Here is a 13,925-nt window from a genome sequence, read left to right as displayed (position 1 = left end):
ACGAACAGTCACTTTCGAGTGACCCAGAGCCCATCGGCGACACGTTTCAGCGACCCAGCTTCCACACCCCCCGCCCCATTTGGCAGGCTGTTCCCTCGCCACTCGGGGGAGTGCACGGGAGGGACCGAAGCGCCATGCACACAGCGCGACCACGCACGACCGGTGATCCACGCCTCAACTGGAGCAGCGACGACACCACACGCCCGCCCGCCCTCCGCCACCGCCGCGACGGCATCCTGCCCGCCGTCGCCGCCGCACTCTCCGTACGCGGCGAGACCCTGACCTGCACCGCGGGCAAAGGCGACCAGCCACCCACACTCCACCCACTCGTACAGGACTTCCTCGACACCCTCACCAGCGGCCAGCGCGAACGCTTCACCGGCCGGTGCCCCGAGGCCATCCTGCTCTCCCGGCACCTCGCCTCCGCCGAGAGCCAGCGCTCCAAACGCGCCCAGCGCAAGCCCCTCACCCACAGTGAGGCCCGCCGCGCGCTCAAGCACTCCAAGCTCACCGCACGACGCATCCGCGAGGACGGCGACCCGCTCCACGGCAGCTACGCGCCGCCCTGCCGGTCGTGCACCGCGATGCTGGACCACTTCGGCGTACGCCCCGTCGACCCGACCGCACCCAAGAACGGCTGACACCCACACCGATGCCCGACCACCTGAGCACGACCCGGTTCCCCGTCGCCGTCGACGCAGCACTGCGCGAGGCGGGCTGGCAGCCCGGCCGGTGGGACATCAAGCAGGCCGAGCACTGGGCCGACACCCTGCGCGCGCACGCCTCCCCCGCCGGCCACCGGCACAGCGTCTTCCCCGCCGTCGTCGAGGCCTGGGCCGAATTCGGCGGGCTGACCGTCACCGCCCCCGGACCCGGCCGGCAGCACGCCCCCGCCCCGTTGCACTTCGACCCCCTCGCCGGCCTCCACCTCGCCCGCACCCTCTCCGACCTGGGACGCGCCCTGGACACCGAGATCTCACCGCTCGGGAGGGAAGCAGACCACCAGGCGGTGCTCGCCATGGACACCGAGGGCCGCGTCTACAGCATCGACCACACCGGCGACTGGTACCTGGGCCCGGACATCGACCAGGCGCTCACCACGCTGATCACCGGCATCCAGCCCGCCCGCCTCACGACCGGGTAGCGCCGGCCGCGCGGCACCTCCGCGTCTCGGTCAGACCGCCTCGGCGCGGTACGGGAGAACCGCCGAGACCCGGAAACCGCCGACATCCGTCGGGCCCGAGACGAACACCCCTCCCAGCGCCGAGACCCGCTCGCGCATCCCCACCAGTCCGTTCCCCCCACTCGGCAGACCCGGCGCCGACGCGGCGCCCGCCGCATCCGGAGCACCGTTCTCCACCTGCATGGCGACCTCGGCCTCACGGTGCGCCAGCCGCACCCTCACCTTCGCGCCCGCCGCATGCTTGTGCACATTGGTCAGCGCCTCCTGCACCACGCGGTACGCCGTCTGCTCCACCTCCGGCGCGTAGCCCCGCGCCTCCCCCTGCACCGCGAACTCCACCACCATGCCCGCCTGCCGGGACTGCCCCACCAGCACCTCGATGTCCGCCAGACACGGACCGTCCGCCGCCGCCGCAGCCGCGGCCGCCGCGGCCGCCGCCCCGACCGCCGCCAACGGCACGGGCTTGTCGGCCGCACGCCGCCCACCCTCACCAGCACGCAGCACCCCGAGCATCTCCCGCAGCTCGGTCAGCGCCTGCCGGCCCATGTCGCCCACCAGCGCGGCGTTCCTCACCGCCTTCTGCGGATCCTTCAGCGCCACCGCCTGCAACGCCGCCGCGTGCACCACCATCAGGCTCACCCGGTGGGCCACCACGTCGTGCATCTCGCGCGCGATCCGCGTCCGCTCCTCCTGACGCGCCCACTGCGCCTGCTGCTCCGCACGGTCCGCCAGCAGCGACAACTCCTGCTCCAGCGAGTCCGCCCGCTCCCGCAAGCTCTCCATCAGCCGACGCCGGGCCCCTATGTAGAGACCGAAGAGCACCGGCGGAGCCGTCAGCCCCAGCGACATGAAGCCGGCCATCAACGGCACGTACCAGGCGCCGAAGTCCCCGCCCTGCACGTCCTGGCGCACCCGCACGAACGTCACGATGAACGTCGCCGCCAGCGACATCCCGGCCAGCGTCGCCGTGATCCGCCGCGGCACCTCCGAGGCGGCCAGCGTGTACAGGCCGACGACGGCCATCAGATAGCCCATCTCCGCCGGCGTCGTCGCCACCGACACCAGCACCACGGCGATGGGCCACCGCCGCCTGAGCACCAGCACCGAACCGACGGCCAGTCCGAACAGCACCCCGAACGGCACCGGCAGCGCTGCGTGCTCGGCGAACACGACCCCCTGCAGCGCGCATTCCACGGCGGACACGGCCGCCAGCCCCACGTCGAGCACGGCACTGCGCCGCCGCCCCCACCACAGCCACGCCCGGGCGGTCGAACCCGTGGCGTCCTGCTCTGCCCCCGTTGCGGTCATGGCTCCCAGACTACGGGCGGGCGCGAGTCATTTTCGCGGGAGTGCGGGAGCACAAAGCGTGCGCACTTCCTGGCCAAATGCACCAGAAACGCTCGAACTGATGAATCGACCAAAGTTTCGACCCTGACGTCCGCATTCCGGACGACGATCACCCCATGACACGCACCGCCGGCGAGTACGCCGACTTCGAGGCCCTCCGCACACAGGCCATAGCCCTGCGCCGCGAGGGCCTCAGCCTCCGCCAGATCCGCGACCGCCTCCGCATCGACAACAACGACCTCCTCAACCGCCTGGTCAAGGGCGAGCCCCCGCCGGAATGGACGAAGCGCCCGAACGCCAAGGACGACCTGCGCGCCAGGGCCCGCGAACTCCGGCTCCAGGGCATGACCTACGACCAGATCCAGGTGGAGCTGGGCTGCTCGAAGAGCTCGATCTCCCTGTGGGTACGGGACCTGCCGAAGCCTGAGCGCAAGCGCTCCCGCGAGGAGGCCTCGGCGATCGCCCGCCGCGGGTGGGAGGTGACCTTACGACGGCGCGAGGCAGAGCGCAGGGAGACGAAGTCCGGAGCAGCGCTCGACATCGGCGCGCTGACGGAACGGGAACTGCTCCTCGTGGGCGCGGCCCTGTACTGGGCAGAGGGGACGAAGGACAAGCCGTACGCCCGTCGGGAGCGAGTGACCTTCGTCAACAGTGACCCAGGAATGATTCAGGTGTTCATCGCATGGCTGGACCTCGTCGGAATCGAGCGAGAACGCCTCAGGTTCCACGTCATGATCCACGAGTCGGCCGACATCACCGCCGCCGAGCAGTACTGGGCGAACCTCGTCGACGCCGACCCGGCCGCGTTCGGCAAGACGACCCTCAAACGCCACAACCCCACGACCGTACGGAAGAACACCGGCGAGGAGTACCGAGGCTGTCTGGTGATCCACGTTCAGGGGAGTGCCGACTTGTACCGTCGCATCGAGGGCTGGTGGTGCGGCATAGTAGGGGCTGCATCCGCAGCCGATCAACGAAATCGGACATAGCGGTAATCCCGGGTCGTCTAAGGGCAAGACGTCAGATTTTGGTTCTGATCATGGGGGTTCGAGTCCTCCCCCGGGAGCTGCATGCATGGTTCGGGTCCTGACCTCCCCGGTCAGGACCCGCGCTCGTTTCTCGCCTGAAACCCCCCGGTATCCTTCGGATGTCCACCACCCGAAGCCGAAGGGCATACCCGTGAGCGCCAATCGCCCGGCAGCCGTCGTCGTTCTTGCAGCGGGTGAGGGCACCCGCATGAAGTCGAAGACTCCCAAGGTCCTGCACGAAATCGCCGGGCGTTCGCTCGTCGGACACGTCGTCTGCGCCGCCCGCGAGCTCGAGCCCGAGCAGCTCGTCGTGGTCGTCGGCCACGCGCGTGAGCAGGTCGAGGGGCACCTCGCGGAGCACTACGCGGGGACCCGTACCGCCTTCCAGGCCGAGCAGAACGGCACCGGCCACGCCGTACGCATGGGTCTCGAGGAGCTCGGCGGGGAGCCGCGCGGCACCGTGATCGTCGTCTGCGGCGACACCCCGCTGCTGTCCGGGGACACGCTGACCGCCCTGGCCGCCACGCACGCCGCCGACGGCAACGCGGTGACCGTGCTGACCGCCGAGGTGCCGGACTCCACCGGATACGGGCGCATCGTGCGCGACGACGCGACCGGCGCCGTGACGGCGATCGTCGAGCACAAGGACGCGACCGACGCGCAGCGCGCGATCCGCGAGATCAACTCCGGTGTGTTCGCGTTCGACGGGGTCCTGCTGGCCGACGCGTTGAAGAAGGTGCGGACGGACAACAGCCAGGGCGAGGAGTACCTGACCGACGTGCTCGGGATCCTGCGCGAGGCGGGGCACCGGGTCGGCGCCTCCGTCGCCGCCGACCACCGGGAGATCCTGGGCATCAACAACCGCGTGCAGCTCGCCGAGGCGCGCCGGCTGCTGAACGAGCGGCTGCTGGAGCGGGCGATGCTGGCGGGTGTCACGGTCGTGGAGCCGGCGTCGGTGCTCCTGGATGTGACGGTGACTTTCGGCCAGGACGTCGTCGTGCATCCCGGCACGCAGCTGCTGGGCGCCACGCATCTGGCGGAGGACGCCGAGGTCGGCCCGAACTCGCGGCTGAAGGACACCGTGGTGGGCGCGGGCGCCCGGGTGGACAACACGGTGGCGGACGGCGCGGAGATCGGCGCCGCGGCGACCGTCGGTCCGTTCGCGTATCTGCGCCCGGGGACGAAGCTGGGCGCCAAGGGCAAGATCGGTACGTACGTCGAGACGAAGAACGCCGTGATCGGCGAGGGCACGAAGGTGCCGCACCTCTCCTATGTCGGTGACGCGACGATCGGGGACCACTCCAACATCGGTGCGGCGAGCGTCTTCGTGAACTACGACGGCGAGAAGAAGCACCACACGACGATCGGGTCCCACTGCCGTACGGGCTCGGACAACATGTTTGTGGCTCCTGTCACGGTCGGGGACGGCGCGTACACCGCCGCCGGGTCGGTGATCACGAAGGACGTGCCGCCGGGTTCGCTGGCCGTCGCCCGTGGCCAGCAGCGGAATATCGAGGGCTGGGTGGCTCGCAAGCGCCCGGGCAGCGCTGCCGCGCAGGCCGCCACGGCGGCAACGGAAGGCGTCGCCGAGGAGAACTGACCGGAAACGGCTGCGTCGAACTCGGCGTACCGTGATACGTGCACACAAATTCGGCTGGCTCGCGCCCAGGACCTTCGCGGCCAGAGAACACGTCTGAGGAGACAGTGCTGTGACCGGGATCAAGACGACCGGCGAGAAGAAGCTGATGCTCTTCTCCGGCCGCGCCCACCCCGAGCTGGCCGAGGAGGTTGCATACCAGCTCGGTGTCGGCCTCGTCCCGACGAAGGCTTTCGATTTCGCCAACGGCGAGATCTACGTCCGCTTCCAGGAGTCGGCCCGTGGTGCCGACTGCTTCCTGATGCAGAGCCACACGGCTCCCATCAACAAGTGGATCATGGAGCAGCTGATCATGATCGATGCTCTGAAGCGGGCTTCGGCCCGGAGCATCACCGTGATCATCCCGTCGTACGGCTACGCCCGTCAGGACAAGAAGCACCGCGGCCGTGAGCCGATCTCGGCCCGTCTGATCGCCGATCTGCTGAAGACCGCCGGCGCGGACCGCATCCTCACGGTGGATCTGCACACGGACCAGATCCAGGGCTTCTTCGACGGCCCGGTGGACCACCTGTCGGCGCTGCCGGTCCTCGCGGACTACGTGGGCGCGAAGGTGGACCGGGACAAGCTGACGATCGTGTCCCCGGACGCGGGCCGGGTGCGTGTCGCGGACCGCTGGTGCGACCGCCTGGACGCGCCGCTGGCGATCGTGCACAAGCGCCGTGACAAGGACGTCGCCAACCAGGTGACGGTCCACGAGGTCGTGGGCGAGGTCAAGGGCCGGGTGTGTGTGCTGGTCGACGACATGATCGACACGGCGGGCACGATCTGCGCCGCGGCGGACGCCCTGTTCGCGAACGGCGCCGAGGACGTGATCGTGACGGCGACGCACGGCATCCTGTCGGGCCCTGCCGCCGATCGCCTGAAGAACTCCAAGGTGAGCGAGTTCGTGCTGACGAACACGCTGCCGACGCCGGGTGAGCTGGAGCTGGACAAGATCACGGTGCTGTCGATGGCGCCGACGATCGCGCGTGCCGTGCGCGAGGTCTTCGAGGACGGTTCGGTGACGAGCCTGTTCGAGGAGGAGAAGTAGGACACGGCAGAGCCGAGGAGGGGCCGTTCCGCACTGCGCGGGGCGGCCCTTCCGCCTGTCGGCGTGGTCCGGGGTGGTCCGTGGGCGGCCCTTCGTGTGATCCATTTGGGAGCCCGGCGGGTGCCGCGTAGACTGTCGTAGTTGCTCGGCGAGGGAGGCCGCACTTCTGGTGCGGCGGTCCGTTATCGACGCGCTCTTCGTAGCAGGCCTGTCGTGGCCGGGTGACCGCCACCAGATTTCTGTTCAATACGAGGAGTGCACATGTCCGAGGTGAAGCTCGCCGCAGAGCTCCGTTCCGAGTTCGGCAAGGGCGCCGCCCGCCGCATCCGCCGTGACAACAAGGTCCCGGGCGTTCTGTACGGCCACGGCTCCGACCCGGTCCACGTCACGCTGCCGGGCCACGACCTGCTGCTCGCCCTGCGTACCCCGAACGTCCTGATCTCCCTGGACATCGAGGGCAAGAACGAGCTGGCCATCCCGAAGGCCGTGCAGCGCGACCCGCTGAAGGGCTTCCTGGAGCACGTCGACCTGCTGCTCGTGAAGCGCGGCGAGAAGGTCAGCGTCGACATCCCGGTCCACACCGAGGGTGACCTGGCGCCGGGCGCCTTCCTGGTCGAGCACGTGCTGAACGCCCTGCCGGTCGAGGCCGAGGCCACCCACATCCCCGAGTCCGTCTCGGTCTCCATCGAGGGCCTGTCCGCCGGTGACTCCGTCCTGGCCAAGGACATCACCCTGCCCAAGGGCACCACGCTGACGGTCGAGGACGACACCGTCGTCCTGCAGGTTCTGGCCGCGCAGGCCGAGGAGCCGGCCGCGGAGGGCGAGGGCGAGGGCGAAGAGGCCGCCGAGGCCTGAGCCGTAAGCTCTGCTTGAGGCTTTTCACGGGGTGGCGGGCTGCGGCCTGCCACCCCGTTCTTCCTGTTCGGGCCGGTGACGAGGAGACGCAGCGCAGATGTCCGACGTGAACGCACCCTGGCTGATCGTGGGCCTCGGCAATCCGGGGCCCGGTTACGCCGCCAACCGGCACAACGTGGGTTTCATGGTCGCCGACCTGCTGGCCGAGCGGATCGGCGGCTCGTTCAAGCGTGCGCAGAAGGCGCAGGCGCAGGTGCTGGAGGGCCGTATCGGCGCTCCGGGTCCGTCGAACCGGCGGGTGATCCTGGCGAAGCCCATGTCGTACATGAACCTGTCCGGCGGTCCGGTGACGGCGCTGCGGGATTTCTACAAGGTGCCGACCGCGCATGTCGTGGCCGTCCATGACGAGTTGGACATCGACTACGGCACGCTGCGGCTGAAGCTGGGCGGCGGGGACAACGGCCACAACGGGCTGAAGTCGATGACGAAGGCGATGGGCCCGGACTACCACCGGGTGCGGTTCGGTATCGGCCGGCCGCCGGGCCGGATGCAGGTCGCGGACTTCGTGCTGAAGGACTTCTCGTCGGCCGAACGCAAGGAGCTGGACTACTTCGTGGACCGCGCGGCGGACGCGGTGGAGTGTCTGGTGATCGACGGCCTGGAGCGGGCGCAGGGGACGTACAACTCCTGAGACCTGGGTCTCCTCCTGCCGGTCCGAGGTTGACCCGCGGCAGCCCTATGGCCAAGGATCGCGGGCCATGAAGCGGAACTCCCCCGGCCGGATGCTGACCCACGCCCGTAAGGCGGCGATGGTGCTCGTCGCCCTGCTCCTCCTGGTCGCCGGCTTCTCGTCGTCCTGGGGCAATGCGCAGCACATCCTGCTCTCCAAGGGCCGCGAGCACGGCACGCTGACGGTCGCCCGCTGCGACGACGAGGTGTGCACGGGGCCGTACGTGCCCAAGGCCCCGGCGCCGGAGCGCGACCGGGTGACGATCGACCGTTCCGTCGCGGTGAAGAAGGGCGTGACGCTCGCCGTCGTACTGAAGCCGGGTACGGGCGAGGCGGTGCGGACGGGGCCCGCGGGCGGGCTCCATGCCTGGTTGCCCCTGGGCGGTGCACTGCTGCTGGCGGCGCTGGTGATCGGCGGCGGACTGCGGCTGACGCGGCTGGCGTGGCTGTCGGCGTCTGCGGGCGGGGCGTTGCTGGTGGCGTCGTTCCTGGTGCTGTAGGGCCGTCAGGAGTCGTTGAATCATCACGAGTTCACCTGATCGTTATCAGGACTATCGAGGGCGAATCAGCACCTCTGGTGCAGATGCGGAACAAGACTCCTTGACTGGCGGGTGGGTTCACAGGACGCTGAGCCGCCCCCCCCACGCCATCTTCCCTCTCTCACGATGGACACCCATATGCGCATCCTTCGTCCCACCGGCGCTCTGGTGGCTGCCGCGGCGCTCTCGCTGTCGGCCGCACCCGCCGCGTTCGCCACGAACGGCGACAACGGCAACGTCAAGATCCACGACATCGCGACGGGTGAGTTCGACCCCCGCAACAACCCCAAGGTCTGCACCTTCTACGTCGACGGCTTCAAGTTCGACGGTGCCCAGAAGGTCGACTGGGAGATCCAGGCGTGGGCGAACAACGACCTCGTCAAGGGCGAGGTCGTCAAGTCCGGTTCGCTGACGCTCGACGGCTCCGGCCACGAGCGCACCGGCGAGATGACGCTCGCCGACGGCCAGTACAAGCTGTTCTGGACCTTCGAGGGCCAGAAGAGCAACGCCGCCAAGCACAAGGTCTTCAAGGTCGATTGCGCCGACGAGGACAAGCCGGGCGAGGACAAGCCCGGTGAGGACAAGCCGGGCGAGGACAAGCCCGGTGAGGACAAGCCGGGTGAGGACAAGCCGGGCGAGGACAAGCCGGGCGAGGACAAGCCGGGCAGCGAGCCGTCGAGCACGCCCGACACCTCGGCCCCCGCCGCGCCGAGCGCCGACGGCACGTCCGGCGACCTCGCCGAGACCGGCAACGGCGCGCCCCTCGGTGTGCTCGCGGGCGTCGCTGCCGCGCTGGTCGCCGGTGGCGGCTACCTGCTGGCCCGTCGCCGTACGGCCCGTCAGCACTGACACCTGACATGAGGATGCCCCTCGCCTGAACTCAGGCGAGGGGCATCCTCATGTCGTCCGGCGTCAGCCCGTGTTGCGCAGGCCGGCCGCGACGCCGTTGACGGTCAGCAGCAGGGCGCGGGCCAGCAGCGGGTCCGGTTCCTCGCCGCGCTCGGCCGCGTCGCGCTGCCGCTTGAGGAGCGCGACCTGGAGGTAGGAGATCGGGTCCAGGTACGCGTCACGGATCGCGAACGTCTGGCGCAGCACCGGGTTGGAGCCGACCAGTTCGTCGTTGCCGGTCACCTTCAGCACCTCGCTGACGGTGAGTGCGTGCTCGGCCTCGATGACGTCGAAGACGTGCTTGAGGTGGTCGGGCACGAGCGTGTCGACGTAGTGGCGGGCGATCCGCAGGTCGGTCTTCGCGAGCGTCATCTCCACGTTGGCGATGAAGTTCTGGAAGAAGTGCCACTGCTCGTGCATCTCGTCGAGCACGGTGTCGAGACCCGCCTCGCGCAGCGCCTTGAGGCCGGAGCCGACGCCGAACCAGCCGGGCACGATCTGCCGCGACTGCGTCCAGCCGAAGACCCACGGAATGGCGCGCAGACCGTCGAGACCGGCACCGGAGTCGGGGCGGCGCGAGGGCCGCGAGCCGAGGTGGAGCTCGGCGAGCTGGTCGACGGGAGTGGAGGCGAAGAAGTACGCGGGCAGGTCCGGGTCCTCGACCAGCCTGCGGTACGCGTCATGGGCGGCGTCGGAGACGGTGTCCATGGCCGCGTCCCAGCGGGCGAGCGCCTCGTCGGACTGGCGGGGGGCGGTGTGCAGCGCGGAGGCCTGGAGGGTGGCGGCGACCGTCAGCTCCAGGTTCTCCCTGGCCAGCGAGGGGATCAGGTACTTGTCGGAGATGACCTCGCCCTGCTCGGTCACCTTGATCTCGCCCTCGAGGGTGCCCCAGGGCTGGGCGAGGATCGCGTCGTGCGAGGGGCCGCCGCCGCGGCCGACGGTGCCGCCGCGGCCGTGGAAGAGCCTGAGCCGGACGCCGTGGCGGTGGGCGACGTCGCGCAGCCTGCGCTGGGCGCGGTGGATCTCCCACTGGCTGGTGGTGATGCCGCCGAACTTGGAGGAGTCGGAGTAGCCGAGCATGACCTCCTGGACGTCGCCGCGGAGCGAGACGAGTCGCCGGTAGGAGGGGTCGGCGAGCATGCCTTCGAGGATGACGTCGGCGGCCTTGAGCTCGTCGGTGGTCTCCAGCAGCGGCACGATGCCGATCTTGGCCCAGCCGGCGTGCAGGTCGATGAGTCCGGCCTCGCGGGCGAGGACGGCGGCGGCGAAGACGTCGTCGGCGCCCTGGCACATCGAGATGATGTACGACTCGATGACCTCGGGCCCGAAGCGTTCGAAGGCTTCCTTGACCGTGTGGAAGACGCCGAGGGTCTTCTGCCCGGCGGCGTCCAGCGGCGCGGGCGTGGGCGCGAGCGGGCGCCGGGAGCGGAGCTCCTTGGCGAGCAGCTTCTGCCGGTACTCGCGCGGCATGTCGGCGTAGCGCCAGGACTCCTCGCCCAGCCGGTCGAAGAGCTGCCCGAGGGCGTGGTGGTGGGCGTCCGCGTGCTCGCGCACGTCCATGGTGGCGAGCTGGAGGCCGAACGCGGACAGGGTGCGGATGACCCGGTCCATGCGGCCGTCGGCGAACAGCCCGCCGCGGTGCTCGCGCAGCGAGGTCTGGATGAGGCTGAGGTCGTCGATCAGCTCGGCGGTGCCGAGGTAGTCGCGGCCCTCCTCGTGCGGGGTGCCCTTGGCCAGGCGCTCGCGGGTGTTGAGGAGCTTCTGGCGGATGCAGGTGGCCTTGAGCCGGTAGGGCTCCTCGGCGTTCAGCCGCTTGTAGCGGGGGCTGATCTCGGGCAGCCGCTCCAGGTCCTCGCGCAGGGAGGCGAGCAGCTCCTCGGTGGCCCCGGCGTAGCGGATGGAGTTGGACAGCAGGCTGCGCAGGTAGTCGATGACCTCGATGGCATCGGTGATGCCGTGCTCGTGCTGGAGGATCAGCACGTCCCAGGTGACGGCGGGGGTGACGTTGGGGTTGCCGTCGCGGTCGCCGCCGATCCAGGTGCCGAAGGTGAGCGGGCGGGTGCCGGGCGGCAGCTCGACGCCGACGCGCTCCAGCTCGGCGGCGAGGTCCTCCAGGACGTCGCCGACGGCTCCGGCGTGCAGCTCGTCGAGGTAGTAGATCGCGTTGCGCGCCTCGTCGGCCGGCTCGGGGCGTACGACGCGCAGCTCGTCGGTCTGCCAGATGAGGTCGATGTGCTCGGCCAGGCGCAGGTCGTGGCGGCGCCGGTCGGCGGCGAGGCCGGGGTTCTCCAGCAGCTCGGCGATGCGGCGGAGCTTGTTGAGCACGGAGCGCCGGGCGGCCTCTGTGGGGTGCGCGGTGAAGACGGGGCGCACGTTGAGGTTGCGGACGGTCTCCCGCAGGTGCTCGGGGTCGGCGTCCTTGAGCCGGTCGGCGGTGCGGGACAGCAGCCCGCCCTCGGCCGCGCGGCGTTCGCGCATCTCGTGGCCGCGGTGCACCTGCTCGGTGACGTTGGCAAGGTGGAAGTACGTGGAGAAGGCGCGGACCAGCTTGGCCGCGGTCTCCAGGTCGGTGTCGCCCAGCAGCTCGGCGGCTGCCTCACCGTCGGTGCGCGTCAGGGCGCGGACCCGCTCGACGAGCTCCAGGAGCTCGGGACCCTCCTGGCGGACGAGGGTCTCGCCCAGAAGATCGCCCAGTCGGCGGATGTCGGCACGAAGCTCGGCGCTGGCGGTGGGGGACTGGTCGGCACTGCTCACAGGTGCGGCTCCTTGCAGTGTTTGAGCACGTCTGGAGGGGTACTGGAGGCTTGCGGACCGCGCTGTCCGACGACACCCAGGATAGGTGTCCCTTTCCCTGACGTTGTCCGCAGGTCTCTTGCCCGGCCGCCGGGCACTGCCATACTTACGTTGCCGTAGGTTACGGAACCGTAGCAACGGCAGTCTTTCATCCCCCTCTCCCCACCCCCAGGGAACCCTCATGACCACAAGCCCCGATCTGCTGGACGGCACCGCTCAGCCGTCCGCCGACGCACCGTCCGCCACGCTCGGCGGAGACAGCAAGCGGTCGATCGAGCAGATCACCCTGCTGCTGTTCATCACGGTCCCCTTCCTCGCCCTGCTCGCCGCGGTCCCCCTGGCCTGGGGCTGGGGCGTGAGCTGGCTCGATCTCGGCCTGCTGGTGGCGATGTACTTCATCGGCTGCCACGGCATCACGATCGGCTTCCACCGGTACTTCACGCACGGCTCCTTCAAGGCCAGGCGCCCGCTGCGGATCGCACTGGCGATCATGGGGTCGCTGGCGGTCGAGGGCCCGCTGGTGCGCTGGGTGGCCGACCACCGCAAGCACCACAAGTTCTCCGACGCCGACGGCGACCCGCATTCGCCGTGGCGGTTCGGCGAGACGGTCCCCGCGCTGATGAAGGGCCTGTGGTGGGCGCACATCGGCTGGATGTTCGACGAGGAGCGGACGCCTCAGCACAAGTACGCCCCCGACCTGATCAAGGACCCGGCGCTGCGCCGCATCTCGCGGGACTTCATCTGGTGGACGGTGCTGTCGCTGACGATCCCGCCGCTGGTGGGCGGTCTGGTGACGATGTCGTGGTGGGGCGCGTTCACGGCGTTCTTCTGGGGCTCGCTGGTCCGCGTCGCGCTGCTGCACCACGTGACGTGGTCGATCAACTCGATCTGCCACGCGGTGGGCAAGCGCCCGTTCAAGTCGCGCGACCGCTCGGGCAACGTGTGGTGGCTGGCGGTGCTGTCGTGCGGTGAGTCGTGGCACAACCTGCACCACGCGGACCCGACGAGCGCGCGGCACGGGGTGCTGCGGGGCCAGGTGGACTCCAGCGCCCGGCTGATCCGCTGGTTCGAGCTGGCGGGCTGGGCGTACGACGTGCGCTGGCCGCAGCAGTCCCGTATCGACGCCCGTCGCGCGGACGCGGACGATGAGGACGCCCGCGGCAAGAGCGCCACCGCCGACGCGGCATGATGGACGGCGTGGCGAGTGACGGCAGTACGAGCAGCGCGGACAAGAACCGGTCGCCCGGCGGCAGGCGAGCCCGCCGGGTGCGGATGACCGGCGCCGAGCGCCGCGAGCAGTTGCTGGACATCGGGCGCACCCTGTTCGCCGAGAAGGGCTTCGAGGGCACGTCGGTCGAGGAGATCGCGGCCAAGGCGGGTGTCTCCAAGCCGGTCGTGTACGAGCACTTCGGGGGCAAGGAGGGCCTGTACGCGGTCGTCGTGGACCGTGAGATGCGCCAGCTGCTGGACATGGTGACGGGCGCGCTGACGGCCGGCCATCCCCGGGAGCTGCTGGAGCAGGCGGCGTTCGCGCTGCTGGACTACATCGAGACGTACACGGACGGTTTCCGCATCCTGGTCCGCGATTCGCCGGTGGCCCAGTCGACGGGTACGTTCGCGTCCCTGATCAGCGACATCGCCACGCAGGTCGAGGACATTCTCGGCCTGGAGTTCAAGAACCGCGGTTTCGACCCGAAGCTCGCCCCGCTGTACGCGCAGGCGCTGGTGGGCATGGTGGCGCTGACGGGTCAGTGGTGGGTGGACGCCCGCCGCCCGAAGAAGGCGGAGGTCGCGGCGCATCTGGTGAACCTGGCGTGGCACGGCCTGGACGGCCTGGAGCAGAAGCCGCGCCTGATAGGTCACCGCAAGAACTGAC

At 69.9% G+C, this 13,925-nt stretch carries 13 protein-coding genes and 1 tRNA gene; 12 read left to right on the top strand and 2 right to left on the bottom strand.

What is annotated here, in order from left to right; genetic code table 11:
* The first annotated feature begins 134 nt into the window (after positions 1-134).
* Both QFZ82_RS23750 and QFZ82_RS23745 read left to right on the top strand, forming a co-directional pair.
* On the top strand, positions 135-641 hold the full coding sequence (locus QFZ82_RS23750; protein WP_307715079.1) for a YwqJ-related putative deaminase: 507 nt from the start codon (positions 135-137) through the stop codon (positions 639-641).
* Between the two features lie 11 nt (positions 642-652).
* The gene (locus QFZ82_RS23745; RefSeq protein ID WP_307715078.1) at positions 653-1,144 is read left to right on the top strand and encodes an SUKH-3 domain-containing protein; all 492 of its coding nucleotides are present in this window, start codon (positions 653-655) and stop codon (positions 1,142-1,144) included.
* Positions 1,145-1,174: 30 nt separating this feature from the next.
* Here QFZ82_RS23745 and QFZ82_RS23740 read toward each other — a convergent pair whose 3' ends face one another.
* Positions 1,175-2,491, bottom strand: coding sequence for a sensor histidine kinase (locus tag QFZ82_RS23740; RefSeq protein ID WP_307715077.1), 1,317 nt, complete (start codon positions 2,489-2,491; stop codon positions 1,175-1,177).
* A 155-nt stretch (positions 2,492-2,646) separates the two neighbouring features.
* On the opposite strand from QFZ82_RS23740, the gene QFZ82_RS23735 reads away from it, so the two are divergent.
* The 8 genes from QFZ82_RS23735 to QFZ82_RS23700 all read left to right on the top strand — a co-directional run bounded on the left by QFZ82_RS23735 (position 2,647) and on the right by QFZ82_RS23700 (position 9,217).
* Positions 2,647-3,519 (top strand): hypothetical protein, encoded by an 873-nt coding sequence (locus QFZ82_RS23735; protein WP_307715076.1) that lies wholly within the window; start codon positions 2,647-2,649, stop codon positions 3,517-3,519.
* A gap of 6 nt (positions 3,520-3,525) precedes the next feature.
* Positions 3,526-3,596, top strand: a tRNA-Gln gene (locus tag QFZ82_RS23730).
* A gap of 113 nt (positions 3,597-3,709) precedes the next feature.
* Positions 3,710-5,158 (top strand): bifunctional UDP-N-acetylglucosamine diphosphorylase/glucosamine-1-phosphate N-acetyltransferase GlmU, encoded by a 1,449-nt coding sequence (gene glmU / locus QFZ82_RS23725; protein WP_307715075.1) that lies wholly within the window; start codon positions 3,710-3,712, stop codon positions 5,156-5,158.
* 109 nt (positions 5,159-5,267) lie between these two features.
* The gene (locus tag QFZ82_RS23720) at positions 5,268-6,245 is read left to right on the top strand and encodes a ribose-phosphate diphosphokinase (RefSeq protein ID WP_307715074.1); all 978 of its coding nucleotides are present in this window, start codon (positions 5,268-5,270) and stop codon (positions 6,243-6,245) included.
* A gap of 261 nt (positions 6,246-6,506) precedes the next feature.
* Positions 6,507-7,100: a 50S ribosomal protein L25/general stress protein Ctc gene (locus QFZ82_RS23715; protein WP_307715073.1), complete on the top strand. Its 594-nt coding sequence runs from the start codon at positions 6,507-6,509 to the stop codon at positions 7,098-7,100.
* Between the two features lie 97 nt (positions 7,101-7,197).
* The gene (gene pth, locus QFZ82_RS23710) at positions 7,198-7,791 is read left to right on the top strand and encodes an aminoacyl-tRNA hydrolase (RefSeq protein WP_177150596.1); all 594 of its coding nucleotides are present in this window, start codon (positions 7,198-7,200) and stop codon (positions 7,789-7,791) included.
* A 67-nt stretch (positions 7,792-7,858) separates the two neighbouring features.
* Positions 7,859-8,329 carry a hypothetical protein gene (locus QFZ82_RS23705; protein ID WP_307715072.1) on the top strand — a complete coding sequence of 157 codons (471 nt, stop codon included), beginning with the start codon at positions 7,859-7,861 and terminating at the stop codon, positions 8,327-8,329.
* A gap of 177 nt (positions 8,330-8,506) precedes the next feature.
* A complete protein-coding gene (locus tag QFZ82_RS23700) occupies positions 8,507-9,217 on the top strand; it encodes an LPXTG cell wall anchor domain-containing protein (protein ID WP_307715071.1) in 711 nt (236 codons plus the stop codon).
* A gap of 63 nt (positions 9,218-9,280) precedes the next feature.
* Here the strand turns inward: QFZ82_RS23700 and ppc are convergent, their stop codons facing one another.
* The gene (ppc, locus tag QFZ82_RS23695) at positions 9,281-12,010 is read right to left on the bottom strand and encodes a phosphoenolpyruvate carboxylase (RefSeq protein ID WP_307715069.1); all 2,730 of its coding nucleotides are present in this window, start codon (positions 12,008-12,010) and stop codon (positions 9,281-9,283) included.
* A gap of 220 nt (positions 12,011-12,230) precedes the next feature.
* Here ppc and QFZ82_RS23690 point away from each other — a divergent pair, with 220 nt between their 5' ends.
* Together QFZ82_RS23690 and QFZ82_RS23685 are read left to right on the top strand one after the other, a co-directional pair.
* Positions 12,231-13,238: a fatty acid desaturase gene (locus tag QFZ82_RS23690; protein ID WP_307715068.1), complete on the top strand. Its 1,008-nt coding sequence runs from the start codon at positions 12,231-12,233 to the stop codon at positions 13,236-13,238.
* Positions 13,235-13,924, top strand: coding sequence for a TetR/AcrR family transcriptional regulator (locus tag QFZ82_RS23685; protein ID WP_307715067.1), 690 nt, complete (start codon positions 13,235-13,237; stop codon positions 13,922-13,924). Before QFZ82_RS23690 ends, QFZ82_RS23685 begins: the two co-directional genes overlap by 4 nt.
* Position 13,925: the final 1 nt, after the last annotated feature.

The sequence above is a fragment of the Streptomyces sp. V4I23 genome, from assembly GCF_030817975.1.
Lineage (GTDB): Bacteria > Actinomycetota > Actinomycetes > Streptomycetales > Streptomycetaceae > Streptomyces.
This window is presented reverse-complemented; position numbering and strand designations above follow the sequence as displayed.

Bases quoted from the DNA above. Each gene is read 5' to 3' on its own strand.
- QFZ82_RS23745 (WP_307715078.1), top strand. From the start codon at position 653: ATGCCCGACCACCTGAGCACGACCCGGTTCCCCGTCGCCGTCGACGCA.
- pth (WP_177150596.1), top strand. From the start codon at position 7,198: ATGTCCGACGTGAACGCACCCTGGCTGATCGTGGGCCTCGGCAATCCG.
- QFZ82_RS23685 (WP_307715067.1), top strand. From the start codon at position 13,235: ATGATGGACGGCGTGGCGAGTGACGGCAGTACGAGCAGCGCGGACAAG.
- QFZ82_RS23740 (WP_307715077.1), bottom strand. From the start codon at position 2,491: ATGACCGCAACGGGGGCAGAGCAGGACGCCACGGGTTCGACCGCCCGG.
- QFZ82_RS23735 (WP_307715076.1), top strand. From the start codon at position 2,647: ATGACACGCACCGCCGGCGAGTACGCCGACTTCGAGGCCCTCCGCACA.
- QFZ82_RS23750 (WP_307715079.1), top strand. From the start codon at position 135: ATGCACACAGCGCGACCACGCACGACCGGTGATCCACGCCTCAACTGG.
- QFZ82_RS23690 (WP_307715068.1), top strand. From the start codon at position 12,231: ATGACCACAAGCCCCGATCTGCTGGACGGCACCGCTCAGCCGTCCGCC.
- QFZ82_RS23715 (WP_307715073.1), top strand. From the start codon at position 6,507: ATGTCCGAGGTGAAGCTCGCCGCAGAGCTCCGTTCCGAGTTCGGCAAG.
- QFZ82_RS23705 (WP_307715072.1), top strand. From the start codon at position 7,859: ATGAAGCGGAACTCCCCCGGCCGGATGCTGACCCACGCCCGTAAGGCG.
- QFZ82_RS23700 (WP_307715071.1), top strand. From the start codon at position 8,507: ATGCGCATCCTTCGTCCCACCGGCGCTCTGGTGGCTGCCGCGGCGCTC.